The sequence below is a fragment of the Streptomyces sp. E-08 genome (assembly GCF_049913095.1).
In the GTDB taxonomy this organism is placed as follows: Bacteria; Actinomycetota; Actinomycetes; order Streptomycetales; family Streptomycetaceae; genus Streptomyces.
In genome coordinates this window covers 3,270,415-3,294,518 of sequence record NZ_CP183971.1, presented here as the reverse complement: position 1 = coordinate 3,294,518, position 24,104 = coordinate 3,270,415, and the positions used below count along the sequence as shown (strand labels likewise).

General features: G+C 72.4%; 24 protein-coding genes and 1 riboswitch. Of the genes, 13 read left to right on the top strand and 11 right to left on the bottom strand.

Features of this window, described 5'->3' with window-relative positions; all coding sequences use genetic code 11:
* Window positions 1-10: 10 nt before the first annotated feature.
* Complete coding sequence (locus tag ACN9MM_RS15015; RefSeq protein ID WP_426364085.1) at window positions 11-946, bottom strand: ArsR/SmtB family transcription factor; 936 nt, start codon at window positions 944-946, stop codon at window positions 11-13.
* Window positions 947-1,028: 82 nt separating this feature from the next.
* On the opposite strand from ACN9MM_RS15015, the gene ACN9MM_RS15010 reads away from it, so the two are divergent.
* Both ACN9MM_RS15010 and ACN9MM_RS15005 read left to right on the top strand, forming a co-directional pair.
* Window positions 1,029-2,147 (top strand): alpha/beta hydrolase family protein, encoded by a 1,119-nt coding sequence (locus ACN9MM_RS15010; protein ID WP_426364084.1) that lies wholly within the window; start codon window positions 1,029-1,031, stop codon window positions 2,145-2,147.
* Window positions 2,148-2,210: 63 nt separating this feature from the next.
* Window positions 2,211-3,005 carry a S16 family serine protease gene (locus ACN9MM_RS15005; protein ID WP_382855272.1) on the top strand — a complete coding sequence of 265 codons (795 nt, stop codon included), beginning with the start codon at window positions 2,211-2,213 and terminating at the stop codon, window positions 3,003-3,005.
* Here the strand turns inward: ACN9MM_RS15005 and ACN9MM_RS15000 are convergent.
* The 4 genes from ACN9MM_RS15000 to ACN9MM_RS14985 all read right to left on the bottom strand — a co-directional run bounded on the left by ACN9MM_RS15000 (window position 2,938) and on the right by ACN9MM_RS14985 (window position 5,765).
* Window positions 2,938-4,275: an MFS transporter gene (locus ACN9MM_RS15000; protein ID WP_426364083.1), complete on the bottom strand. Its 1,338-nt coding sequence runs from the start codon at window positions 4,273-4,275 to the stop codon at window positions 2,938-2,940. The two genes, ACN9MM_RS15005 and ACN9MM_RS15000, sit on opposite strands and share 68 nt — an antisense overlap.
* A gap of 20 nt (window positions 4,276-4,295) precedes the next feature.
* A complete protein-coding gene (locus ACN9MM_RS14995) occupies window positions 4,296-4,487 on the bottom strand; it encodes a hypothetical protein (RefSeq protein WP_426364082.1) in 192 nt (63 codons plus the stop codon).
* Between the two features lie 109 nt (window positions 4,488-4,596).
* A complete protein-coding gene (locus ACN9MM_RS14990; RefSeq protein WP_426364081.1) occupies window positions 4,597-5,202 on the bottom strand; it encodes a helix-turn-helix domain-containing protein in 606 nt (201 codons plus the stop codon).
* Between the two features lie 95 nt (window positions 5,203-5,297).
* On the bottom strand, window positions 5,298-5,765 hold the full coding sequence (locus ACN9MM_RS14985) for an Lrp/AsnC family transcriptional regulator (RefSeq protein ID WP_383800086.1): 468 nt from the start codon (window positions 5,763-5,765) through the stop codon (window positions 5,298-5,300).
* Between the two features lie 121 nt (window positions 5,766-5,886).
* Here ACN9MM_RS14985 and hppD point away from each other — a divergent pair, with 121 nt between their 5' ends.
* Window positions 5,887-7,032 (top strand): 4-hydroxyphenylpyruvate dioxygenase, encoded by a 1,146-nt coding sequence (hppD, locus tag ACN9MM_RS14980; protein WP_426364080.1) that lies wholly within the window; start codon window positions 5,887-5,889, stop codon window positions 7,030-7,032.
* 222 nt (window positions 7,033-7,254) lie between these two features.
* Here the strand turns inward: hppD and ACN9MM_RS14975 are convergent, their stop codons facing one another.
* A complete protein-coding gene (locus ACN9MM_RS14975) occupies window positions 7,255-8,679 on the bottom strand; it encodes a tetratricopeptide repeat protein (protein ID WP_426364079.1) in 1,425 nt (474 codons plus the stop codon).
* A gap of 98 nt (window positions 8,680-8,777) precedes the next feature.
* On the opposite strand from ACN9MM_RS14975, the gene ACN9MM_RS14970 reads away from it, so the two are divergent.
* Complete coding sequence (locus ACN9MM_RS14970; protein WP_426364078.1) at window positions 8,778-10,172, top strand: FAD-binding oxidoreductase; 1,395 nt, start codon at window positions 8,778-8,780, stop codon at window positions 10,170-10,172.
* Window positions 10,173-10,195: 23 nt separating this feature from the next.
* Here ACN9MM_RS14970 and ACN9MM_RS14965 read toward each other — a convergent pair whose 3' ends face one another.
* Window positions 10,196-10,687 (bottom strand): SsgA family sporulation/cell division regulator, encoded by a 492-nt coding sequence (locus ACN9MM_RS14965; RefSeq protein WP_426364077.1) that lies wholly within the window; start codon window positions 10,685-10,687, stop codon window positions 10,196-10,198.
* Window positions 10,688-11,021: 334 nt separating this feature from the next.
* Here ACN9MM_RS14965 and ACN9MM_RS14960 point away from each other — a divergent pair, with 334 nt between their 5' ends.
* Entirely contained in the window at window positions 11,022-12,602 is a 1,581-nt protein-coding gene (locus ACN9MM_RS14960; protein WP_426364076.1) for an RDD family protein, read from the top strand.
* 77 nt (window positions 12,603-12,679) lie between these two features.
* Window positions 12,680-13,447: an RDD family protein gene (locus ACN9MM_RS14955; RefSeq protein ID WP_426364075.1), complete on the top strand. Its 768-nt coding sequence runs from the start codon at window positions 12,680-12,682 to the stop codon at window positions 13,445-13,447.
* Window positions 13,448-13,460: 13 nt separating this feature from the next.
* On the opposite strand, the gene ACN9MM_RS14950 is transcribed toward ACN9MM_RS14955, so the two are convergent.
* Complete coding sequence (locus ACN9MM_RS14950) at window positions 13,461-13,718, bottom strand: hypothetical protein (protein WP_382855303.1); 258 nt, start codon at window positions 13,716-13,718, stop codon at window positions 13,461-13,463.
* Window positions 13,719-14,045: 327 nt separating this feature from the next.
* Between ACN9MM_RS14950 and ACN9MM_RS14945 the strand changes: the two genes are divergently transcribed.
* Complete coding sequence (locus tag ACN9MM_RS14945; RefSeq protein WP_426364074.1) at window positions 14,046-16,451, top strand: immune inhibitor A domain-containing protein; 2,406 nt, start codon at window positions 14,046-14,048, stop codon at window positions 16,449-16,451.
* Window positions 16,452-16,573: 122 nt separating this feature from the next.
* Window positions 16,574-16,885 (top strand): hypothetical protein, encoded by a 312-nt coding sequence (locus tag ACN9MM_RS14940; RefSeq protein ID WP_382855310.1) that lies wholly within the window; start codon window positions 16,574-16,576, stop codon window positions 16,883-16,885.
* 106 nt (window positions 16,886-16,991) lie between these two features.
* Here ACN9MM_RS14940 and ACN9MM_RS14935 read toward each other — a convergent pair whose 3' ends face one another.
* Both ACN9MM_RS14935 and ACN9MM_RS14930 read right to left on the bottom strand, forming a co-directional pair.
* On the bottom strand, window positions 16,992-17,591 hold the full coding sequence (locus tag ACN9MM_RS14935; protein WP_426364073.1) for a nicotinamidase: 600 nt from the start codon (window positions 17,589-17,591) through the stop codon (window positions 16,992-16,994).
* An 85-nt stretch (window positions 17,592-17,676) separates the two neighbouring features.
* Window positions 17,677-19,005 carry a nicotinate phosphoribosyltransferase gene (locus ACN9MM_RS14930; RefSeq protein WP_426364072.1) on the bottom strand — a complete coding sequence of 443 codons (1,329 nt, stop codon included), beginning with the start codon at window positions 19,003-19,005 and terminating at the stop codon, window positions 17,677-17,679.
* A gap of 121 nt (window positions 19,006-19,126) precedes the next feature.
* On the opposite strand from ACN9MM_RS14930, the gene clpS reads away from it, so the two are divergent.
* The 4 genes from clpS (at window position 19,127) to ACN9MM_RS14910 (ending at window position 22,272) form a co-directional block, all read left to right on the top strand.
* Window positions 19,127-19,432 (top strand): ATP-dependent Clp protease adapter ClpS, encoded by a 306-nt coding sequence (clpS, locus tag ACN9MM_RS14925; RefSeq protein WP_426364071.1) that lies wholly within the window; start codon window positions 19,127-19,129, stop codon window positions 19,430-19,432.
* Complete coding sequence (locus ACN9MM_RS14920; protein ID WP_382855321.1) at window positions 19,432-20,016, top strand: DUF2017 domain-containing protein; 585 nt, start codon at window positions 19,432-19,434, stop codon at window positions 20,014-20,016. Before clpS ends, ACN9MM_RS14920 begins: the two co-directional genes overlap by 1 nt.
* Before the next feature lie 309 nt (window positions 20,017-20,325).
* On the top strand, window positions 20,326-21,762 hold the full coding sequence (locus ACN9MM_RS14915; protein WP_426364070.1) for an amino acid permease: 1,437 nt from the start codon (window positions 20,326-20,328) through the stop codon (window positions 21,760-21,762).
* Window positions 21,763-21,846: 84 nt separating this feature from the next.
* Complete coding sequence (locus tag ACN9MM_RS14910) at window positions 21,847-22,272, top strand: Mov34/MPN/PAD-1 family protein (RefSeq protein ID WP_426364069.1); 426 nt, start codon at window positions 21,847-21,849, stop codon at window positions 22,270-22,272.
* Here the strand turns inward: ACN9MM_RS14910 and ACN9MM_RS14905 are convergent.
* Entirely contained in the window at window positions 22,263-23,243 is a 981-nt protein-coding gene (locus ACN9MM_RS14905; RefSeq protein ID WP_426364068.1) for a GlxA family transcriptional regulator, read from the bottom strand. The two genes, ACN9MM_RS14910 and ACN9MM_RS14905, sit on opposite strands and share 10 nt — an antisense overlap.
* Before the next feature lie 72 nt (window positions 23,244-23,315).
* Between ACN9MM_RS14905 and ACN9MM_RS14900 the strand changes: the two genes are divergently transcribed.
* Complete coding sequence (locus ACN9MM_RS14900; RefSeq protein WP_426364067.1) at window positions 23,316-23,954, top strand: HD domain-containing protein; 639 nt, start codon at window positions 23,316-23,318, stop codon at window positions 23,952-23,954.
* A gap of 9 nt (window positions 23,955-23,963) precedes the next feature.
* Window positions 23,964-24,080: riboswitch (cobalamin riboswitch) on the top strand.
* Window positions 24,081-24,104 lie beyond the last annotated feature (24 nt).

Here is a 24,104-nt window from a genome sequence, read left to right as displayed (position 1 = left end):
CACGGCGCCGTTAGGGCAGCAGGGCTGCCAGCGGCGTCACCGCGTGGTGGACCGATCTGCCCGTGCGGGTCGTCGTCAGCAGGCCCGCCGCGCGGAGCGCCTGCGCGTGGGCCGAGGCCGTCGCGTTGCTGACGCCGAGCCGCCGGGCCAGTTCCGTCGTCGTGCGGGGCTCCGTCAGGGCCCGGAGGAGTTCCGCGCGGGTCCGGCCGAGGACCCCCGCGAGGGGATCCTCCCCGGGGGCCGCCGGCGGCGCGGGCGGCAGGCCGCCGCCCGCCGGGTACGCCAGGACCACCGGGCGCTCCGGCAGGTCCTGGACCAGCGGGCCGCCCCGCCAGTGGAAGGTCGGCAGGAGGACGAGGCCCCGTCCTGCCAGGCGGATGTCACGAGGAGCGCCCGGCCACTCCCAGGTGCCGTCGCGCAGCCCCGGTGACAGGGCCGTCAGGGCCGCGCCGAGCCCCTGCTCGGCGACCGTCAGCGCGTGCCGGGTGAACTCCGCCCGGTGCAGGTCCTGGACCAGCGTCCACACCGGCGCGAGGACCGTCTCGTACGCCGCACGCTGGGCCCGTTCCACCACCCGCCAGGCGTCCGGGCGACCGTCGTGCAGGCCCCGGATCCACAGGGGTGCCGTGCCGGCGCCGTACACCCGCTCCAGCTCGGACCGCACGTGCTCCGGCCGCGCCGACCGGATGAGCGCGAGGCCCTCCTCCCGCGTCTCGCCGAGGACGTCGAGGAAGGACGGGGCCGCCCCGCCGGGCACCAGGTCCGCGAGCGGCCCCGCCGCCGCGGGCAGGGCGCGCAGCAGCCTGCCCCGCCAGCGTCCGAAGAGCAGCCCTTCGTGCGGGGCGCCCAGCATCATCAGGGCGGCGTGCAGTTCGGGCACGGGCGACGGCCGGGGCGCGAACCGCACCCGGGTGAAGTCCTCCGCCGTGAAGTGGATGCGCAGCAATCCGGCCCCCTCCGAAACGCCAGCCTTTCGGGCAGGGCCTGAACCTTCGCCCGACTTCCCGTCCCGGCCAAGGATGCCGTGCATGACACCGCATCCCGCACCCAGCCGCCGCACCGTCGCCAAGGGCGCCCTCCTCGGAGCCGCCGCCGTCCTGTTCGGCGCGTCCTCGGCCGAGGCGGCGGCCGCCCCCGCCCGGGCGGCGGGCGCGCAGGCCGAGCCGCCCGACCTCCGGCTGCCCGCGCCCACCGGCCCCCACCCCGTCGGCCTGCGCACCTTCGCCCTGACCGATCCCTCCCGCCCCGACCCCTGGGTGCCCGGCGTGCGGGAGGTGATGATCAGCGTCCTGTACCCGGCCCGTACCGTCCGCGGCTTCCCGCGCGTCCCGCAGCTCACCCCCGCGGAGGCCGGGGAGTTCGCGGTCCTGGCGCCCCTGGTGCGTCCCGGTCTGCCCGCCGCCGGTGTCGACTGGGGCGCGGTCCTCACCCACGGGCACAGGGACGCGCCCCCGCTGCCGGGCCGCCGCCCGGTGCTCCTGTACACCCCGGGCGGCGGTGACTGCCGCACCCTCGGTACGGCCCTCGCCGAGGACCTCGCGAGCCACGGCCGGGTCGTGGTCCTCGTCGACCACCCGGGCGACGCCAGCCAGGTGGAGCTGCCCGGCGGGATGCGCTGGACCGTGCTCACCGGGCCCCCGGACCCGGCGACCTTCCGCACCATGATCGACACCCGGGTCGCGGACCTCCGCCTCGTCCTGGACCGGCTCGGAGACCTGCCCCTCGCCTCCGTCATGGATCCGCGCCGGATCGGCGTGTACGGGCACTCGGCGGGCGGCACCGCCGCCGTCCACGCGCTGGCGGGCGACGACCGGATCAGTGCCGGGGTCAACCTGGAGGGCTATCTCGACCTCGATCCGGAGCTCGTGGCGGGTCTGGGCCGGCCCCTGCTCATGTTCCGCACGGACGGCTTCGAGGGCGCCGCCCGCATCGACAGCTCCTGGGCGGGAGTCCGTGCCCGCCGCGTCCTGCTGCCCCACGCCGCCCACTGGGTCCTCAGCGACTACGCGCACCTCGTCCCGCAGCTCCAGGCCGCCGGGCTCGTCGACGCGGGCGCCAGGGCCGCGCTCGTCGGGACCGGGGACACGCGGCGCGCGACGGCCGTCGTACGGCACGGGGTGCGGTCCTTCTTCGAGCGGCGGCTGTAGGTCGTGGCCGGCGGGGTCCGTGCCCCGGCCTCGCCCCGGAGCGCGTCCCAGTAGATTGGGGGCGTGTTCTCCAGCCTCTCCCGTCCCCGTGCCCTCGCGCTGTGCGCCCTGCCCGTCGCCGCGCTGTTCGCCGTCGTCGGGCTCGCGCCGCTGCCGTACGCGATCGCGCAGCCCGGCACGACCGCCGACGTGCTCGGCGAGGACAAGGGGCGGGAGGTCATCACCATCACCGGCGCCCCCGTCAGGGACACCAAGGGCGAGCTGCGGATGACGACGATCCTCGCGACCGGTCCGTCCACGGACGTGGACCTCGCGGACGTGACCGACGCCTGGTTCCGTACGGACCGGGCCGTCCTGCCGCACGACTCCGTCTACCCCCCGGGGAAGTCCGACGCCGAGATCGAGAAGCGGAACCTCGGCCAGATGAAGGAGTCCCAGGACGCCGCGACCCTCGCCGCGCTCGGGTACCTGAAGAAGGACCCCGAGAAGGTGAAGGTGACCCTGCACCTCGCCGACGTCGGCGGGCCGAGCGCCGGGCTCCTCTTCTCCCTCGGCATCGTCGACAAGCTCGACGGCGACGGGAACGGCGGCGACCTCACCGGGGGCCGGACCGTCGCCGGTACGGGCACGATCCAGCCGGACGGCACCGTCGGCGCGGTCGGCGGGGTCTCCCTCAAGACGCAGGCCGCCGCACGCGACGGGGCCACCGTCTTCCTCGTACCGAAGGACGAGTGCGCGGACGCCAAGGCCGAGCAGCCGAAGGGGCTGCGGCTCGTGCCCGTCACCGCGCTCAGTGACGCGGTGGCGTCCCTGCGGGCCCTGGAACAGGGGCAGGAGTCGAAGGTTCCGTCCTGCTGACGTCCTCGGCGGATTCGCCGGAGGACGGGCCGGCCGGCGCCTTGTCCAGGCCCCGCCAGGCCGGGAAGAACATCGGCGAGAGCGTCGCGAGGAAGTAGGCCGCGCCGATCCCGAGCAGCGTCGCCGTCAGCCCGACCCGCTCGACCAGGAGCCCCGCCGCCAGACCGCCCAGCGGGGTCGTGAGCAGCACCCCCGCCGTACTCGCGCCCGCGACCCGGCTGCGGAGCGCGTCGGGCACCTGCTCGTAGATGACCGTGGTCAGGATCGGGTTGAGGACTCCGGCGCCGAAGCCCGCCGCCACCATCGTCACGAGCAGCGGCGCGGTGGTGTCGGTGAGCGCGGCGACGACGTACGGCGGGGCGCCGCAGAGCAGGAAGCCCACCGTGAACACGGCCCGGCGCGGGAAGCGTTCGCCGACCGCTCCGTAGAGCAGGGCACCGGCCAGGGCGCAGCCGGCGAAGACGGAGACGAGCAGGCCCTGCGCGGCGGGGCCGCCGAGGTCCTCCTTGGCGTGGACCGGCAGCAGCACCGAACTCCAGCTCTGGTTCAGGCCGTTGGTCACCATCACCATGACCGTGATGGCGAGCAGCAGCCGGGCGCGGAACAGGAAGGCGTACCCCTCGCGCAGATCGGCGCGGTAGCGGGCGGGGGAGAGGCGGGGCCCGTCGCGCTGCGGCTCCGCCGAGGGCACCCCGCGCAGGCCCGCCGTGACGAGGAGCGCGGAGGCCGCGAAGGTGGCCGCGTCGAGGTACAGCACCGTGCCGGGGCCCATGAACGCGACGAGCAGTCCGGCGACCGCGGCGCCCGTCATCCTGGCTCCGCGTGCCACCGCGTCGTACAGGCTGGCCGCCCGGGTGAGCGAGGTCCCGGCGCGCCCGGCCAGGTCGGGGACGAGCACGTGCCGGGCCATCTCGCCGGGCGCGTGGAACAGGCCCGTGACGGCCATCAGCGCGCACAGCATCCAGAACCTCAGGGCCCCGGTCTGGTGCAGGAGCGGGATCGCGGCGAGGGCGAGCCCGCAGACCAGGTCGGAGGCGATGCTGACCCGGCGGCGCCCGAGGCGGTCGATGACGGGGCCGCCGGCGATCGCGGCGAGGACGACGGGGACGGCCGCGCAGAAGGCGACGAGTCCGGCCTTGCCGGGGCTGCCCGTGGTCTCCAGGGCGAACCACGGGACGCCGATGAGCGTGAGCGAATTGCCGGTGACGGATATGGCGTTGGCGGTCAGGACGGTCCCGAGCGGGACGCGGTCGTGCCGTGTCGTCCTCATGTCGTGTCCCCCCGGCACGGTCATGCGGCCAGAGGGGCCGGGCCGTGGGTGGGCGTGGCCATGCGCAGGCCCAGCTCGACGAGCTTCCAGCCCATGCGGGCGCGGAGGGCGGGGACGCGGGCGGCGGCGGGGCGCGGCACGGCGGCGGCGGCCTCGTGCCGGAGCTCCTCGGCGGTCAGCGCGTGCAGCTGGAGGTGGATGTCGGCATGCATGATGCGGGTCCTTCCGTGGGTGCGGGCGGTGACGTGCGGGCGTACGGGTGGAGCTCGGGGGTGTCTTGCCGATCAGGCCGGGCTCGCCAAGACACCCCCTGGGGCCGGGTCAGTCCTCGCGCTGCGGGAACGCGTGCAGGTGCATCCGTACGCGGGCGGCGCCCGGCGCGTCGGCGTCGCCGGTGTCGCTGTATTCGTTGATCAGCGCGTGGATCTTCTGGTTGAGCTCGCGCAGCCGCTCGGGCGGGAGGTTCAGCTTGAAGTCGCTGAAGTCCGAGGCGCCGGCCCAGGACTCGTCCCAGGTGTGGCGTGTGGCGACCCAGGTCGACAGCTCCTGGGTGTGGATGTTCGCTATCTCGTGCAGGAAGACGTCGAGGGCGCCCTGGACCTCGGGGTCCGGGTTCTTGTGGAGCGTCTCGTCGAAGGACGTCCCCTGGTGCGCGGCCTTCCACCAGCGCTCCCGGCCCTTGCCGCGCGTCGGGTCGTCCACGATGAAGTCGTGGGCGGCGAGCTGGCGGAGGTGGTAGCTGGTGGCGCCGCTGGACTCGCCGAGCCGCTCGGCGAGCTGGGAGGCGGTGGCGGGGCCGTACCGCCGCAGCGCGCGCAGCAGCTGGATGCGCAGCGGGTGGGCGATCGCACGCAGGGAACGCGGGTCGAGCGTGCGGCTCAGGGACTCTTCGGTCCGCGTGTAGTCCTGCTCTTCGGGCTCGGGCATGGTTCCACCGTAGAGTTGCAAAGAAGTCTCTGCAAGTGTTTTTTGCAGAGACTTCTTTGCAACTCTTCCCGCCTCTTCGGGTGGCGCCTCCGCCGCTACTCCTGCGCCGCCTGCTCCACCAGCGGGATGATCCGCAGCGGCACCGGGTTCTCCATCACGATCGCCGTCGACGCCCGTACGATCCCCTCGAAGCCCACCACCTTGTCGATCACCCGCTGGAGGTCCGCGTTCGAGCGGGCCACGAGCCGGCAGAGCATGTCGCCGTGACCCGTCGTGGTGTGCAGCTCCAGGACCTCCGGCACCGTCGCCAGATGACCCCGCACGTCCGCGCCCTGCCCCTGCTTGATCTCCAGGGTCGCGAAGGCCGTCACCGGATACCCGAGCGCCGCCGGGTCCACCTGCGGCCCGAACCCGCGGATCACCCCGCTCGCCTGGAGCCGGTCGAGCCGCGCCTGCACCGTGCCGCGCGCCACACCCAGGCGCCGCGAGGCCTCCAGGACCCCGATGCGCGGCTCGCGCGCGAGCAGCGCGATCAGCCGGCCGTCCAAATGATCGATCGCCACAGCGGCCTCTCCATGGTCAGGATGTACAAGTCGCACGGCCATACTCGCCCGTCGCTGTACAGCTTGACCAGTGGATCAGCGAACTCTTGCGCACCTTGCCGAACGGCGGGACATTGCTGCCATGACTGAGACCATCGATCACACCCCCTCCACCGCGCGTAAGGCCGATCCCTTCCCGGTCAAGGGAATGGACGCGGTCGTCTTCGCCGTCGGCAACGCCAAGCAGGCCGCGCACTACTACTCCACGGCCTTCGGCATGAAGCTGGTCGCCTACTCCGGACCGGAGAACGGCAGCCGCGAGACCGCCAGTTACGTCCTCACCAACGGTGCGGCCCGTTTCGTGTTCACCTCCGTCATCAAGGCCGCGACCGACTGGGGCCGCTTCCTCGCCGAGCACGTCGCCGAGCACGGCGACGGCGTCGTCGACCTGGCGATCGAGGTGCCGGACGCCCGCGCCGCGTACGCCTACGCCGTCGAGCACGGCGCCACCGGCATCACCGAGCCGTACGAGCTGAAGGACGAGCACGGCACCGTCGTCCTCGCCGCCATCGCCACGTACGGCAAGACCCGCCACACCCTCGTCGAGCGCTCCGGCTACGACGGCCCGTACCTGCCGGGCTTCGTCTCCGCGAACCCGATCGTCGAGCCGCCGGCCAAGCGCACCTTCCAGGCCATCGACCACTGCGTCGGCAACGTCGAGCTCGGCCGGATGAACGACTGGGTCGGGTTCTACAACAACGTCATGGGCTTCACGAACATGAAGGAGTTCGTGGGCGACGACATCGCGACCGAGTACTCGGCGCTCATGTCGAAGGTCGTCGCGGACGGCACCCTCAAGGTGAAGTTCCCGATCAACGAGCCGGCGATCGCGAAGAAGAAGTCGCAGATCGACGAGTACCTGGAGTTCTACGGCGGCGCGGGCGTGCAGCACATCGCCCTCGCCACCAACGACATCGTCGCCACGGTCCGCGCGATGCGCGCCGCGGGTGTCTCCTTCCTCGACACCCCCGACTCGTACTACGACACGCTCGGCGAGTGGGCGGGCGAGACGCGCGTGCCCGTCGAGACCCTGCGCGAGCTGAAGATCCTCGTCGACCGCGACGAGGACGGCTACCTGCTGCAGATCTTCACGAAGCCGGTCCAGGACCGTCCGACCGTCTTCTTCGAGATGATCGAGCGGCACGGGTCGATGGGCTTCGGGAAGGGCAACTTCAAGGCGCTGTTCGAGGCGATCGAGCGCGAGCAGGAGAAGCGCGGCAACCTGTAGTAGCCGCACTGTGGGGGCCCGGGGCCGCGCCCCGGGCCCCCACACGCATGCCGCCGCCGCCCACCCCGTCGTGGGCAGGCGTTCGGCCGTGCCCACCCGTCCCGCCCGGCGCGGGCCCACACGGGCGCGGGCGACGGGTACCGCGCGGGGCGGGCGCGGGCCCCACGGGGGTGGGCGCCGGCCCGCCGCGCGCGGCACACGCGGGCAGCGCCCGCCCCCGGCTCACGCGGGGGTCCGGCCGGGGGGCCTGCTCGGGGGCGGAGACGTCGTCCCCGGGGGTTGTTCCGGGCGGAGTTCCGGCGGGAGTTCGTCCGGGAGCTCGCCCAGCGCCGCCAGCGATGCCTCCGCCCGCCGGGCGTGCAGCGGGGAGAACCCCGGGTTGATCCGCAGCGCCTCCTCCAGGTGGCGCCGGGCCGGCCCCTGCTGCTCCAGGGCCCGTTCGATCTCGCCCCGGTGGTACATGAAGAGCGCGCTCCGCAGGCCCTCCTCCGTGGCCCTCTTCGCGTACGCCAGCGCCTCCTTCGACGCGCCCGAGCGGTGCAGCGCCCACCCCAGCGCGTCCGCCACCCGCACCGAGTGGTGGCCCCGCGCCCACTCCGCCCGCATCCGGACGGCCGCCGCGGCCGCGTCGCCGTGGTCCGCGTCGAGGAGCCCGAGCGACACCTCCGCCCCCGTCCAGGTGCCCGTCCGCAGCCGGTCGTACAGGGCCCGCGCGTCCCCGTCCCGGCCCAGCGACTCGTACAGCTCGCCCGCCTCCAGGAGGTACTCCGGCAGCGGCAGCCGGGCCAGGGCCGTCCGCCAGGCGCGCACCGCCTCCTCCGTGCGGCCGAGGGCCGCGAGCGTCCGCGCCCGGCCCGCGAGCGAGGGCCCGTGGTCCGGTACGAGCCGCAGCGCCGCCGCGTACCGCCCGAGGGCCTCCGCCGGCTCGCCCCGCTCCCACGCCAGGTCCCCGAGCCGTGCCAGGGCCGCCGTCTTCTCCGGGTCCGTCTCCGCGAGCGCCGCCGCGTCCTGGGCCGCCGCGTCGGCGTCCTCCCGCCAGCCCCGGTCGCTGTAGGCCTGCGCGGCCCTGGCCCGTACCACCGCGCCCGCGTGGAGCTTCTCCAGGCTCTCCAGCGCCTTCTGGGCGGCCTGGTACTGCCCGAGCCCGTTGTACGCGTCGATCAGGACCGGGTACACCGGCCACCGGCGCGGATCCGCCTTCCGTACCCGCTCGCCCCACTCCCGGGCCGCCGCCCAGTCGCCCCGCGCCCCCGCGAGCGCCCCGAGCCCCAGCTCCGCCTCCGGGTTCCCGCGCGCGGCGGGCCGTTCGGCGAGCGAGCGGCGCAGCGCCCGCTCGGCCCGCGGATAGTCCCGTACGTCTCCGAGCCGGCTGCCCCGCTCCGTGTACGCCGCGCCCAGCTCCGCCCAGGACGCCTCGTCGTCCGGATGGGCCCGCAGCCACCGCTCCCGGTCGGCGATCAGCGCGGCCAGGTCCGGGAGCGCGGCCTGCGCGCCCGCGTGGGCCGCGATCACCGCCCGTTCCGCGGGCCCGGGCGGGGGCGGCGGGCCCTGGCCGACGAACTCGGGCACGTACACCAGCGCCGTCGCCGCGAGCACCGCGCCCACCCCGGCGGCGAGGACCGTCCTCGACACGTTCTCGGTCTTCATGGCGCTCACTGTGCGCCCGCCCCCCGCTGTACGAAGAGCACACGAAGCGCTCGCTCCGGCGGGTTCACACCGATGGCCCCGGGTGCCACGCTGGACGCATGGACGATCTTCAGCAGGACGATCCCAGGGCGCGGCTGCACTCCGCGCTGCTCGCCGGACTCCCCGCCGAGGCGCTGCTCACCGACCCGGACGTGACCGTCTCCTACGCGCGTGACATGGCGAGTTTCTGCGCGGCCGGCACCCCCGCGGCCGTCGTGCTCCCGCGTACGGTCGAGCAGGTCCGGCACGTCATGCGCACGGCGACCGAACTCCGCGTCCCCGTGGTCCCGCAGGGCGCCCGCACGGGCCTGTCAGGCGGCGCCAACGCCTCCGACGGCTGCATCGTGCTCTCCCTCGTGAAGATGGACCGCATCCTGGAGATCAACCCGGTCGACCGGATCGCCGTCGTCGAACCGGGCGTCGTCAACGCGGTGCTGTCCCGTGCCGTCGCCGCACACGGTCTGTACTACCCGCCGGACCCGTCCAGCTGGGAGACCTGCACGATCGGCGGGAACATCGGCACCGCCTCCGGCGGCCTGTGCTGCGTCAAGTACGGGGTCACCGCCGAATACGTCCTCGGCCTCGACGTCGTCCTCGCCGACGGCCGGCTCCTGCGCACCGGCCGGCGCACGGCGAAGGGCGTCGCCGGATACGACCTGACCCGGCTCTTCGTCGGCTCCGAGGGCAGCCTCGGCATCGTCGTCGGAGCCGTCCTCGCGCTCAGGCCGCAGCCGCCGGCGCAGCTCGCGCTCGCCGCCGAGTTCCCCTCCGCGGCCGCCGCCTGCGAGGCCGTCTGCGCGATCATGGAGCGCGGCCACACCCCCTCGCTGCTCGAACTCATGGACCGCACCACCGTCCAGGCGGTCAACAAGCTGGCGCGCATGGGTCTGCCCGACACCACCGAGGCGCTGCTCCTGTGCGCCTTCGACACCCCGGACCCGGTCGCCGACCTGGCCGCCGTCGCGGAGCTGTGCACGGCGGCGGGTGCCACCGAGGTCGTCCCGGCCGCGGACGCCGCCGAGTCCGAACTCCTCCTCCAGGCGCGCCGGCTCGCCCTCACGGCCCTGGAGACGATCAAGTCCGCGACGATGATCGACGACGTGTGCGTGCCGCGGACGCGGCTCGCCGAGATGCTCGACGGCACGGCGGCGATCGCGGAGAAGTACCACCTGACCATCGGCGTCTGCGCGCACGCGGGCGACGGCAACACCCATCCCGTCGTCTGCTTCGACCACACCGACGAGGACGAGTCGCGGCGCGCGCGGGAGTCCTTCGACGAGATCATGGCGCTCGGGCTCGCGCTGGGCGGCACGATCACCGGCGAGCACGGCGTGGGCGTCCTCAAGAAGGAGTGGCTGGCACGGGAGCTGGGGCCGGTCGGTCTGGAGCTCCAGCGCGGCATCAAGGCCACCTTCGACCCGCTGGGGCTGCTCAACCCCGGAAAGCTCTTCTGACGCCGTCCCCGGTCGTACGGGGATCACAGCTCGCCGTCCTGGGACTCGTCCGACGGCCACGGGTCGCGCAGCCACAGCTCGTCGGCGACCACGGTGGTCGCCAGGATCTCCGCGAGCCCTTCGTCGATGCCGAGCCGCTCGGACTCGGTGCCCGGCGGCACCGCGCGCAGGGTCCGCTCCAGCCAGGCGGACACCTGCGCGGAGGGTGCTTCGAGCAGTGCGTCGCCGTCGGGAGAGGAGAGGGCCATCAGGATGACGTTCCGGCCGTCGACCTTCGTGGGCCAGATCCGGACGTCCCCGTGGCCGCAGGCCCGGAAGACGCCCTCGACGAGCAGTTCGCGCGCGAAGGTCCAGTGGACCGGGTGGTCGGTGCCGACGTGGAAGGTGACGTGGACGGCGTACGGGTCGTCGGTCCGGTAGGCGAGCCGGGCGGGGACGGGGACGGAACGCTCGGGGGAGAGCACCAGCTTCAGTTCCAGCTCGCGCTCGACGGTGGTGTTGTCGGTGTTCTGCATGTCCTGCTCCTTCTCGCGGTCGGGTCCCGGACGGGCCTTCGCCTGGAGAGAGCGGGGTGGACGCGGTTCATTACGCGACTTCGGGAAGTTTTTTTCGGGAAGTTTTCTCCCGGGGATTCCGGGGAGGTCTTCAGGGTGGTCCGGCGGACGGGATGTGTCGGCCCGAACATCACCGGGAGTGATCGATTCCGGTACGTGTCCCCCCGAAGGCGGGCTTTCTCGCGGGCTCCTCGTCCCCTCGGGGACGTTCTTCGTTACTGTCCTCCTTGGGCGCGGCACGCCCGGCGAGCTGCCGTGCGGATCAAAGGCGTTGTGACTGAACGGAGTCGGGGCAGTGGCTACTCCTCCTGGAGGCGGCGGAGAGGTACCGCAGGCGGGGTACTACCCGGACCCGTCCATTCCCGGATACATCCGGTACTGGAACGGGGGCGCGTGGGTGCCCGGCACGAGCCGGCCCGCCCCGGCGGACGGTGAGGTTCCGCCCGGTCCGCCCGCCGCGGCGATTCCGGCGGGCCCGATCCTGGCCTCCGGCCCGGCACCGGCCCCGGTGGCGGCACCCGCACGGACGGCCGAGCCCGCGCCGCAGTTCGCGGAGCCGGCGTCCTTCGCCGAGCCCGTGCCCTTCGCGGAACCGGCGCAGTCCGTGGAGCCCGCGTCCTTCGGGGAGCCCGCCTCCTTCGCCGAGCCCGCGCCGCAGGCCGTCGCGCCCGCGCAGTCCGCCGCGCCCGTGCAGTCCGCGGCACCCGCGCAGGCCGGGACGCCCGTTCAGGCCGCCGCGCACGTGCCCGTCCAGGCGCAGGCGCCCGCCCCCGCCCCCGTACCCACGGTGGAGGAGACCGGGCCCGTCTTCTTCGACGAGGAGCCGCTCGCTCCGGAGCCCGCCTCGGCCTGGCAGGCGGACTCCGCCCGCCAGACCGGGTTCGGCGGCGACCGCGACCAGAAGGTCTCCTGGGGTGCGCCGCGTACGCCCGATCCGCGCACCCCGGCCGAGTGGCCGGTCGCGGGCGGCAGCGAGCCGGACGAGCCGCGGGCCGCCGCCCCGGCGCCCGTCGCCGATCCCCGGGCGACCGGGGGAGCGGCGCGCCTCGGAGGCATGCCCGTCACCCCGATCCCGACGCCCTCCCCGGCACCCCGGTCCCAGCCGCAGCCGCAGCCGCAGCCCCAGCCGCAACCCCAGCCCCGACCGGCCCCCGTCGCAGCAGCCCCGGCGCCCGCCCCTGCCCCCGTCCCTGCCCCCGCGCCCGTCCAGAACTCTGTCCCTGCCCCCGCCCCGACTCCCGCCCCCGTGCAGCCGACACCGTCCACGCCCTCGTGGGCCCAGCAGCAGGTTCAGCCCCAGGCCCAGCCCCACCCCCAGGAACAGCAGCAGCCCGTCGTCCCGTGGAAGCCGCCCGTCGAGGACGTCTTCCAGCAGGCGGCCCGCGAGCAGGCCTCCGCCCGCCCCGCGGGACTCGGCCGGCGCCTGGTCGCCCGCCTGATCGACGGCGTCGTCCTGGGCGCGCTGGTCGGCGCGGCCTCCGTGCCCTTCGTGACCGCCGCCGTCGACCACATCGAGGGCAAGATCGAGGAGGCGCGGCAGTCCGGCACCACCGTCCAGGTCTGGCTGCTCGACTCGACGACCTCCGTGCAGTTCGGCATCGCGCTCGCCTCGCTGTTCGTCATCGGCGTCCTGTACGAGGCGCTGCCCACCGCCAAGTGGGGCCGTACGCTCGGCAAGAAGCTGTGCGGCCTCCAGGTGCGGGGCATCGAGTCGCACCAGCCGCCGACGTTCGGGATGGCGCTCCGCCGCTGGTTCGTCTACAGCGTCCTGGGGCTCCTGGCCGTCGGTGTCCTCAACGTCCTGTGGTGCCTCTTCGACCGCCCCTGGCGCCAGTGCTGGCACGACAAGGCGGCGGGCACCTTCGTGGCACGCTGAGGCGGGTCCGGGGGCGCCGTCCCCCGAACGGGCGGTGATTCCTTGCGGGGCCGTCCCGCCCGGGATGCACTGCCCCCATGAGCACCGACCAGCCGCCCCCCGACCAGCCGCCCGAGGACGACCCGTTCAGCAAGAGGCCCCCGGAGCCGCCGCCGGGAGGTCAGCCGCCGTCGGGCCCGCCCCCGGGAGGCCCGCCCCCTCCTGGAGGTCCCCCTCCTGGAGGTCCCCCTCCGGGCGGTCCGCCGCCCGGTGGGCCCCCGCCGGGGAGCCCGTACGGATCCCCGTACGACAACATGCCCCCGCCCCCGCCCCCGCCCCCGTACGGCGGTGGCTACGGCGGCGGTTACGGCGGGTCCGATCCGCTCACCGGGATGCCGCCGCTCGCGGAGACCGGGCGCCGGGTCCTCGCGCGGCTCGTCGACTGGGTGATCGTCGCGGTGCCGCTGGCGATCATCGGCATCCCGTTCCACATCTACTCCCGGGCGACCCGGGACGGCAACGACTTCGGGGACACGGTCAACAGCCTCAACGGCGGCAGTCAGCTGGTCTTCCAGCTCATCACGATCGTCGCGTACGTCGGGTACGACACCGTGCTGACGGCCAAGAACGGCCGGACCATCGGCAAGAAGCTGATGAAGCTGCGGGTCGCGATGCTCAACGACGGGTCGACGCCCCCGATGAGCCAGTCGCTGCTGCGCGCCGTCGTGCTCTGGCTGCCGGCGCTCATCTGCTGCGCCTGCCTGTGGCCGCTGCTCATCCTGATCCTGATCCTGGTCGACAAGCCCTACAAGCAGGGTCTGCACGACAAGGCGGCGAAGACGGTGGTGGTCAGCGTCCCCCAGTGATACGGACGAAGCGTCACGAACCGATCCGGGTATCGGCCCCAGCGCCCACGCGCTCGGCCGGTACCCGGATCTCTTCGTCCACCGGGGTATTGACGGGCCGCTCGCGCACCGGCATCGTCACCGCCACGAGGGCGCCGAGCAGCAGGCCGGCGGCGCAGATCACCGCGATGCCCAGGGTCGTCGTCGTACCGGAGAGCAACAGCAGGGCGACGGTCGCGAGGACGACGGTGGCCGAACCGTAGGTGAGCTGTGCGGCGTTCGGACGCTGCATGACGGGTACCGCCCCTCAAGACTTCGGTTCGACTCTACGACGGTGGATGCCCGGGCGGTGCGACAGGTAAGCGTGACCTAACCCACGCCGCCGGTGCACGGGGGGCGCACGGGGTCACGAAATCGTCAATCTTCCTTCACGATGCGCCCGCTGAGTGTTCGATTATCGGAAACAGTCTCCCGCATAGTGCAGTTGACCCGTGCAAGTCAAGATCTGTCTTTTCTTGCGACACTCCGGTCGAATGTCGTCACTTGTGACGCGCGACCCCGCCGGACGGACACCCCACCTTCGGTCCGAGAGCGCGGGCGCCGGGGAGGACAACATCAAGTGACCAACAGACGACGGGCCATAGCGTCCGCAGTCGTCGTGGCGCTCGCGGCCACCGCCGCTTCCGCTTCGACGTTCACCACCGCCTGGGCCGAGGACAAGGGCCCGGGTGTGCCGGCAGGCATCCAGACCGTCGACAAGACGACGGTCGACCACGACCTCGAGGGCCCGTACAGCGACCAGCAGGAGCTGCAGCGCAAGGCTGCCCTCGAGCGGGTCATGAACGGCGACGCCAAGGTCGAGAACCGTGGCGGTTCTCAGGTCGTCAAGCTCGGCGCCAAGAAGTACGTCGAGCTCGGCCGCGAGAAGACCGACAAGATCTTCACGATCCTCGTCGAGTTCGGCGACCAGGTGGACAACACCACCCTGGTCGACCGCAAGGACGACGACACGCCGGAGCTGAAGCCGAAGTACGGCGGCACGCCCGGCCCGCTGCACAACCGCATCGCCCAGCCCGACCGTAAGAACGACAACTCCACGGCCTGGCAGGCGGACTACAACCAGCAGCACTTCCAGGACCTGTACTTCGGTACCGGCAAGGACAAGAAGGGGCAGCAGAAGCAGTCCCTGAAGACCTACTACGAGCGGACCTCGTCCGGTCGTTACTCGGTCGACGGCACGGTCTCCGACTGGGTCAAGGTCCCGTACAACGAGGCCCGTTACGGCTCGAACTACTGCGGCCAGACCAACTGCTCCAACGTCTGGGACACGGTCCGCGACGGCCTCAACGCCTGGGTCGCCGACCAGAAGGCCAAGGGCCAGACCGACGCCCAGATCAAGGCCCAGCTGGCCACGTACGACCAGTGGGACCGTTACGACTTCGACGGCGACGGCAACTTCAACGAGCCCGACGGCTACATCGACCACTTCCAGCTCGTGCACGCGGGCGAGGACGAGTCGGCCGGCGGCGGCGCCGAGGGCAAGAACGCCCTGTGGGCCCACCGCTGGTACGCCTACGGGACCGACGCGGGCAAGACCGGACCGTCGAACAACAAGTCCGGCGGCACCCCGATCGGCGACACCGGCATCTGGGTCGGCGACTACACGATGCAGCCGGAGAACGGCGGCCTCGGCGTCTTCGCGCACGAGTACGGTCACGACCTCGGTCTGCCGGACCACTACGACACCGCGGGCGGCGAGAACTCCACCGGGTTCTGGACCCTCATGTCCTCCGGCTCCTGGCTGGGCCAGGGCAAGGACGCCATCGGCGACCTGCCCGGCGACATGAGCGCCTGGGACAAGCTCCAGCTCGGCTGGCTGAACTACGCCAAGGTCAACGACTGGCAGCGTGGCACCAAGACCACCCACAAGCTGGGCGTCTCGGAGTACAACACCAAGAACCCGCAGGCGCTCGTCGTCGAGCTGCCGAAGAAGCAGGTCACCACCGACATCGTCGCCCCCGCCGAGGGTGCTTCGCAGTGGTGGAGCAACATGGGTGACGACCTCAAGAACACCCTGACCCGCTCCGTCGACCTCACGGGCAAGACGTCCGCCTCCCTGGAGCTCCAGGGCTGGTACGACATCGAGGCCGAGTACGACTACCTCTACGCCGAGGTGTCGACCGACGGCGGCGCCAACTGGACGGCCCTGGACGGCACCGCCGACGGCGTGGCCCTCCCGCGCGACGCCGCCGGCTCCCCGGGTCTGACCGGCGTCTCCGACACCCGCAAGAAGCTCGTCTACAACCTGGGCGCCTACGCGGGCAAGAAGTTCGACCTCCGCTTCCGCTACCAGACGGACGGCGGCGCGGGCGGCAAGGGCTTCACGGCCGACGCCATCACGCTGTCCGCCGACGGTGCCGCCGTGTTCACGGACGGCGCCGAGAACGGTGACAACGGCTGGGTCGCCAAGGGCTTCTCGCGGGTCGGCAAGGGCTTCACGAAGGAGTACGAGCAGTACTACATCGCGGAGAACCGCCAGTACGTCTCGTACGACTCGACGCTCAAGACGGGCCCGTACAACTTCGGGTTCACGGGTGACAAGGCCGGCTGGGTCGAGCACTACGCGTACCAGAACGGTCTGCTCATCTGGAAGTGGGACCTGTCCCAGAAGGACAACAACACCTCCCAGCACCCGGGCGCCGGTCTGGTCCTCCCGATCGACTCGCACCCGAGCCCGCTGAAGTGGGGCAACGGTGACCTGATGCGCAACCGCGTCCAGGCGTACGACTCGCCCTTCACGATCGCCCGCACGGACGGCTTCCAGCTCCACAACAAGGACGTCGCCACGTGGGTCCCGTCGCAGGCCGGCAACCCGACCTTCGACGACCGCAAGGGCGTCTACTGGTTCGCCGAGAACCCGCGCGCCGGTGTCCAGGTAACTGACACCAACACCAAGATCCAGGTCGTCAAGGAGCCGAAGGATGGCCAGACGATCACGGTTCAGGTCGGTCCCTCGACCAAGTAATTTGTAAAACCGCAGGTCAGATCATGATCGGCCGTCGCCCTCTAGCGGGCGGCGGCCGATCGTGTTTAGGTGCGTCTGACGCCAGTCTTATTGACATCTGATCCACGGGGGAGTGGTTCCGCATGCCCAACGGAGGGTTCTGCAAGCTGCCGGGAGGCAGCGTGGTCGTCGCCATAGGGCTGCCCAGCCCGGCCCGGGACGGCGCCACCGTCCGCTTCCTGGTCCACGCCGCCAACCGTGCCCGCGCCCTGACCCGGCTGCGGAACCTGGGGCTGCGCGCGGTGTACCTCCGCGGCAACAGCGAGCCGCCGACCCCGGACGAGATCACGGCCGTCCTGCACCACCCGGAGGGCCTGCTCTGGAGATCCACGCCGGGCGCCGCCCAGGAGCTCTGGCACCCCGTACGGTCCCTCCCGAAGGAGCCGGCGGCGTAGGCCGCCCTGGAGGCCCTCAGGCCACGCCCGGCTTGCCCGTGGGCGGACTACGCCACGACCGGCTGGCCCGTGGGCACAAGCCACGACCGGCTGGCCCGTGGGCGGACTACGCCACGACCGGCTTGCCCGTCAGCCGCACGCCCGCCGTCCGGAGCTCCTCCAGGGCCCGGTCCGTGGTCTCCTTCGCCACGCCGGCCGTCAGGTCGAGCAGGACGTGGGTCCGGAAGCCCTCCCGGGCCGCGTCCAGGGCCGTGGCCCGGACGCAGTGGTCGGTGGCGATGCCGACCACGTCGACCTCGGTGACGCTCCGCGAGCGCAGCCAGTCCGCGAGCGTCCGCCCGTTCTCGTCGAACCCCTCGAAGCCGCTGTACGCCGCGGAGTACGCGCCCTTGTCGAAGACGGCGTCGATCGCCCCGCTGGCGACGGCGGGCGCGAAGTTCGGGTGGAAGCCGACGCCCTCCGTGCCGGCCACGCAGTGCACCGGCCAGGAGGACACGTAGTCCGGATCCTCGCCGGCCGGGGCGAAGTGCCCGCCCGGGTCGACGTGGTGGTCGCGGGTGGCGACGACGTGCCGGTAGGAGGTGCCCGCCGTCTGGCCGACCAGGTCGGTGATCGCGGCGGCGACGTCCGCGCCCCCGGACACCGCGAGGCTGCCGCCCTCGCAGAAGTCGTTCTGAACGTCCACAACGATCAATGCGCGGTGCATGGCGGGTGTCCTTAGCGCGTCGGGAGGGAGGTATCGAGCCTAGAGACTTCCCCCTCCGTTCGGGAGGGGGCGTCCCCGAGGACTCCTACACGTACTCGGTCGGCAGGACGGGCTCGCCCCGCGACAGCTGGATCGCCGACATCGGCAGCCCCGCGCGGGCCGCGATGTGCCGCGCCCTGGCGGCCTCCAGCGGCTCCCGGGCCACCACGTCCCCGCTCTTGACCAGCTCGACGAGCAGCTGGTGGTCGGCGAGCTCCGGCGGGACCGGGCCGGTGCCCACGACCTCCGCCTCGGCGACCCCGTCCGCGTCGGGCCTGCGGGCCGCCCACTTGCGCCCGCCGACGGAGGCCTTGCCGCCCAGCGACTTCTTGGCCACCGGCACCAGGGGCGCCTTCGGATCGGCCGAGGCGGCCCGGGCGACCAGCTTGTAGACCATCGAGCAGGTCGGGTGGCCGCTGCCGGTGACCAGCTGCGTGCCCACCCCGTACGCGTCGACCGGGGCCGCCGCGAGCGAGGCGATGGCGTACTCGTCGAGGTCGGAGGTGACCACGATCCGCGTGTCCCGGGCGCCCAGCTCGTCGAGCTGCGCCCGGACCCGGTGCGCGACGAGCAGCAGGTCGCCTGAGTCGATCCGTACGGCCCCCAGCTCGGGTCCTGCGACCTCGACGGCGGTCCGGACGGCCTCGGCCACGTCGTACGTGTCGACGAGCAGGGTCGTGCCGCGCCCCAGGGTCTCCACCTGGGCCCGGAAGGCGTCCCGCTCGCTGTCGTGGAGCAGGGTGAAGGCGTGGGCGGAGGTTCCGACGGTCGGGATGCCGTAGCGGAAGCCGGCCGCGAGGTCCGAGGTGGAGTCGAAGCCGCCGACGTACGCGGCGCGGGAGGCGGCGACGGCCGCCAGCTCGTGGGTGCGGCGGGCGCCCATCTCGATGAGGCGCCGGCCGGCGGCCGCGGCCGACATGCGGGAGGCGGCGGCCGCGATGGCCGAGTCGTGGTTGAGGATGGAGAGGATCACCGTCTCCAGGAGCACGCACTCGGCGAAGGAGCCCTCGACGCGCAGCACGGGGGAGCCGGGGAAGTACACCTCGCCCTCGGGGTAGCCCCAGATGTCTCCGGAGAAGCGGTAGCGGGCCAGCCACTCCAGGGTCGGCTCGTCGACGATGGCCCGCTCCCGCAGGAAGCCCAGGACGGCCGGGTCGAACCGGAAGTTCTCGACGGCGTCGAGGACCCGGCCGACGCCCGCGAGGACGCCGTAGCGCCGCCCCTCGGGCAGCCGCCGGGTGAAGACCTCGAAGACCGAGCGCCGGTCGGCGGTGCCGGCCCGCAGGGCCGCCTGGAGCATGGTCAGCTCGTACTGATCGGTGAAGAGCGCGGTCGACGGCACGTCCACCGGCAGCCCAAGGTCCGCAGCGTTCATGTCAGCGATGCTAGCGCAGAAATCGTCAGAGTGACGAATAGTGGGTCGACGGGTGTCGGGAAGCGGCCGGGGGGTGTGCCCGTTTGCGCGACCGGCCCCCAGGGGTGACAACATGGTGTGAGTGAGCGTCGCGCCTATTGAGATCGAACGTACGGAATCGGCCGAGGAGGTCTCCGCGGTCGTCGAACCCGACGTGCCCTGGGTGACCCTCGTGCACAACGATCCGGTCAACCTGATGAGCTATGTCGAGTACGTCTTCCAGTCGTACTTCGGATACTCCAAGGACAAGGCGCACAAACTGATGCTCGACGTGCACCACAAGGGCCGCGCGGTGGTCTCCAGCGGCACCCGCGAGGAGATGGAACGGGACGTGCAGGCGATGCACGGCTTCGGCCTCTGGGCGACCCTCTCCCAGGACCGCTTCTGATGGCCGGCCACTTCGAGCCGCTCCCCGGCGGCGGCGCGGCCGTCGCGCTGGACGACGTCGAGATCTCCATCCTCCGCTCCCTCGCCGTGCAGCTCATGGAGCTGATCGGCCCGGGCGACGAGCCCGCGGCCGACGCGGACCCGCTGGCCGCGCTCTTCGCCGAGGGGCCGAGCGAACCGCCGTCCGACCCGGCCCTGCGGCGCCTGTTCCCCGACGCGTACGGGGACGACAGCGAGGAGCTGCGGGCGGCCGCGTCCGACTTCCGCCGCTACACCGAGAACGACCTGCGGGCCCGCAAGCGCGAGGACGCCCTCGTGGTCGTGCGCGCCCTGGACTCCCTCTCCGCCGAGGCGGCGGGGGAGGGCGGTGCGGTCCTGAAGCTCACTCCGGACGAGTCCCGGGCCTGGCTCGGCGCGCTCAACGACCTCCGGCTGACCATCGGGACCCGCCTGGAGGTCACGGACGACGAGGACAGCGAGCAGCTGTACCGGCTGCCGGACTCCGATCCGCGCAAGCCGATGGTGATGGCGTACCTCTGGCTGGGGGCGCTCCAGGAGTCCCTCGTCGCGACCCTGATGGCCTGACCGAAGGCCTGTTCGCTCAGCGGACGCTCAAATCCGGATAACGAATGCGTTATCAGAGCGTCCGCCTGGTCATCTTGCGCACCCTTTGTCCGTATTTTTTTGTGATGCGCGCCACCCGCAACTCCGTCGATCACCCCCCACCCCGTGATAAATCTTCACGACCACTCGGGCACGCCACCCCTGTTCCCGAGGGCGCTTGGACCGGCTGACCGCCGGTAGCACTCCATCCACATCCGGGGGGATCAGGATCTGATCCGCAGCAGACGCACTCGCAGTCGCGCGGATCAGCATGGAGAAAGGCGCACCACCATGACCTCAGTGCAGGTCGACAAGCAGCACGACGGCAATGAGGCCGCGGACTCCGCCTCGGGCGAGGGTTACCACCGGGCACTCGGCGCCCGTCAGATCCAGATGATCGCGATCGGCGGTGCCATCGGCACCGGGCTCTTCCTGGGAGCGGGCAAGGGCATCTCCATCGCGGGACCCAGCCTGATCCTGGCGTACGCCCTCGCGGGCCTCGTCATCTTCTTCATCATGCGGGCGCTCGGCGAGCTCCTCATGTACCGCCCGGTGTCGGGCTCCTTCTCGGAGTACGCCCGTGAGTTCATCGGGCCGTTCGCGGGCTTCGTGACCGGCTGGACGTACTGGCTCTTCTGGGTCGTCACCGGCATCACCGAGGTCACCGCCGCGGCGACCTACATGACGTACTGGTGGGACATCCCGCAGTGGCTGTCCGCCCTCGTCTTCACCGTGATCCTCTACGGCGCCAACCTGATCTCCGTGAAGCTCTTCGGTGAGCTGGAGTTCTGGTTCTCCATGGTCAAGGTCACCGCCATCATCGGCATGATCCTGATCTGCGCCGGCATTCTCACCCTCGGCTTCTCCGACGCCGGCGACACCGCCTCCGTCACCCACCTGTGGGACCACGGCGGCTTCTTCGCCGGCAAGGACGGCATCTTCTCCACCCTGATGACCCTCCAGATGGTCATGTTCGCGTTCCTCGCCGTCGAGCTGGTCGGCGTCACCGCGGGCGAGTCGAAGGACCCGAAGACGGTCCTGCCGAAGGCCATCAACACCGTGCCGTGGCGCATCGCCGTCTTCTACGTCGGCGCGCTGATCATGATCCTGTCGGTCGTCCCGTGGACCGAGTTCAAGCCGGGCGTCTCCCCGTTCGTCGCGGCCTTCGAGAAGATGGGCCTCGGCGTCGGCGCCGCGATCGTCAACTTCGTCGTCCTGACGGCGGCGCTGTCCTCCTGCAACTCGGGCATGTACTCCACCGGGCGCATGCTGCGCGACCTCGCGCTCAACGGCCAGGGTCCGAAGGCCTTCACCAAGCTGACCAGGTCCGGCACCCCGCTGGTCGGCACCACCGTCTCGGCCGCGCTGATGATGGTCGGCGTCTGGATCAACTACCAGTGGCCCGGCGAGGCGTTCAACTACGTCGTCTCCTTCGCCACCATCTCCGGCATGTGGGCCTGGATCGTCATCCTGATCTGCCAGATCCGCTACCGCCTCAAGGCCGACCGCGGCGAGCTGCCCCAGTCCCCCTTCAAGGCGCCGGGCGGCATCTGGTTCAGCATCTTCTCGCTCGCCTTCATCGGCATGGTCATCGTGACCATGGGCATGGACAAGGACAACCGGGTCGCGCTGTACGGCGCGCCGGTGTGGGGCCTGATCCTCGCCGTCTCGTACCTGGTCCTCAAGGCCCGCAACCCCCAGGGCGCGGCCTTCGTGAAGCGCGCCTGACGCCCTGACCTGGCGCGTCTCAGCATCCGGGCCGTTCCGTACCACTCATCGGTACGGAGCGGCCCGTCTGCTTATCCTGTCGGCATGCTGACCATCACCCGGGCCCTGTACGACCAGATCGTGGAGCACTCCCGAGCGGACCACCCCGACGAGGCCTGCGGCGTGGTCGCGGGACCGGTCGGCAGCGGGCGCCCCGAGCGGTTCATCCCGATGCTGAACGCCGCCCGCTCGCCCACGTTCTACGAGTTCGACTCCGCGGACCTGCTCAAGCTCTACCGCGAGATGGACGACCGGGACGAGGAGCCCGTCATCGTCTACCACTCGCACACCGCGACCGAGGCCTACCCGTCGCGCACGGACATCACGTACGCGAACGAGCCCCAGGCCCACTACGTCCTGGTCTCCACCGCCGACACCGACGACGCGGGCCCCTTCCAGTTCCGCTCCTACTCGATCGTCGAGGGCGTGGTGACGGAGGAAGAGGTCAAGGTCGTGGAGGCCTACGAGTAGGACGTCGCCGGCGGGCCGGGCGCGGCCTCCGGGGAGGACGTCGTCCGGAACCTGGCCAGGTAGGCGGAGGGCGTCACCCCGAAGTGCCGGGCGAACGCCCTCCGCAGGCTCTCGTCGCTCCCGAGCCCGCTCCGCGCCGCCGCCCCCGTCACACTCGCCCCGCCCTCCAGCAGCATCCGCGCCGCCTCCACCCGCACCCGCTCCACGTACCCCGCCGGCGTCGCCCCGACCTGCTCCCGGAACAGCCGCGCCAGATGCCGGGCGCTCATCCCCGCCCGCCGCGCGAGCGCGGCGGCGCTGTGATCCGCCGCCGGGTCGGCCGCCACCGCGTCCAGCAGCGGCCGCACCACCGGGTGGCCCGTCGGGGGAGTCCGCGAGGCCGCCGAGAACTGCGACTGGCCGCCCGGCCGCTGGAGGAACACCACCAGGTCCCGCGCCACCGCCCGCGCCGCCTCCGGACCCCGGTCCGCCTCGACGAGCGCCAGACACAGGTCGATCCCGGCCGTCACCCCCGCCGAGGACCACACCTCCCCGTCCCGCACGTGGATCGCGTCCGGGCACACCTCGACCGCCGGATACCGGCGGGCCAGCTCCCCCGCGTGCTCCCAGTGGGTCGCCGCACGCCGCCCGGCGAGCAGCCCCGCCGCCGCCAGCGCGAACGCCCCCGTGCACACCGACGCCACCCGCCCCGCGCGTGCCGCCAGCGCCGCCACCTCCGGGGCGACCGTCACGCAGCGCTCCACGTCCACCGCCCCGGGGACGATCAGCGTGTCCGCGACCGCCACCTCCCCGGCCGCGCGGTCCGCGCCGATCCGGAGCCCGCAGGAGGTCCGCACCCCCCACCCGTGCGGCGTGCACACCCGCACCCGGTAGCCGGAGCCGGCCGTCGAGAACACCTCCAGCGGGGCCGAGACGTCCAGCAGCCGGACCCCGTCGAAGGCGAACACCCACACCTCGTGCGTCGTCGTCATGTGTCCGATTGTGTGGGACACCTGTCCATGAGGACATGGCGGGCGCCCCGCCCCGACGGCGAGGCTTGTCCCATGAACCCGATGACGCTCGTCCCCGACAGCAAGCTCGCCACCGCCGCCACCGCACTCGTCCGCGACACGGTCGGCGACCTGATCTACCACCACTCCCGTCGCGTCTACCTCTTCGGCGCCCTCCGGGGCCGCGCCCAGGGCCTCGCCTTCGATCCCGAACTCCTCTACGTCGGCGCCATGTTCCACGACCTCGGCCTCGGCGAGGAGCACCGGAACAGCGGCCGGCGCTTCGAGGTCGACGGCGCCGAGGAGGCCGCCGCCTTCCTCCGCGCCCAGGGCGCCGACGAGGACGCCGTCCGCCGCGTCTGGACCGCGATCGCCCTCCACACGACCCCCGGCATCCCCGCGTTCATGGAACCCGAGGTCGCCCTCGTCACCGCCGGCGTCGAGTACGACGTCCTGGGCATCGGCTACGACGACCCCGCCGCCGTCACGCCCGAGGACCGCGCCGCGATCGTCGCCGCCCACCCCCGACCCGACTTCAAGCGGCAGATCCTGGGCGCCTTCGCCGAGGGCATCGCCCCCCGGCCCGACACCACCTTCGGCAACGTCAAGGCCGACGTCCTGCGCCACTTCGTGCCCGGCTTCGTCCCCGGGGACTTCGTGACCACCATCCGCGAGTCGTCCTGGCCCGAGTGAGACACTGGCCGGGACCAACGGGCGGCAGGACCCAGGAAGCCGGTGCGAATCCGGCACGGTCCCGCCACTGTGACCGCCTCCCCCTCGGGGCGGAAGCCAGGAACTGACCTGCCGCCTCTCACCACCGATCGGGGACGTGGAAATCCCCGG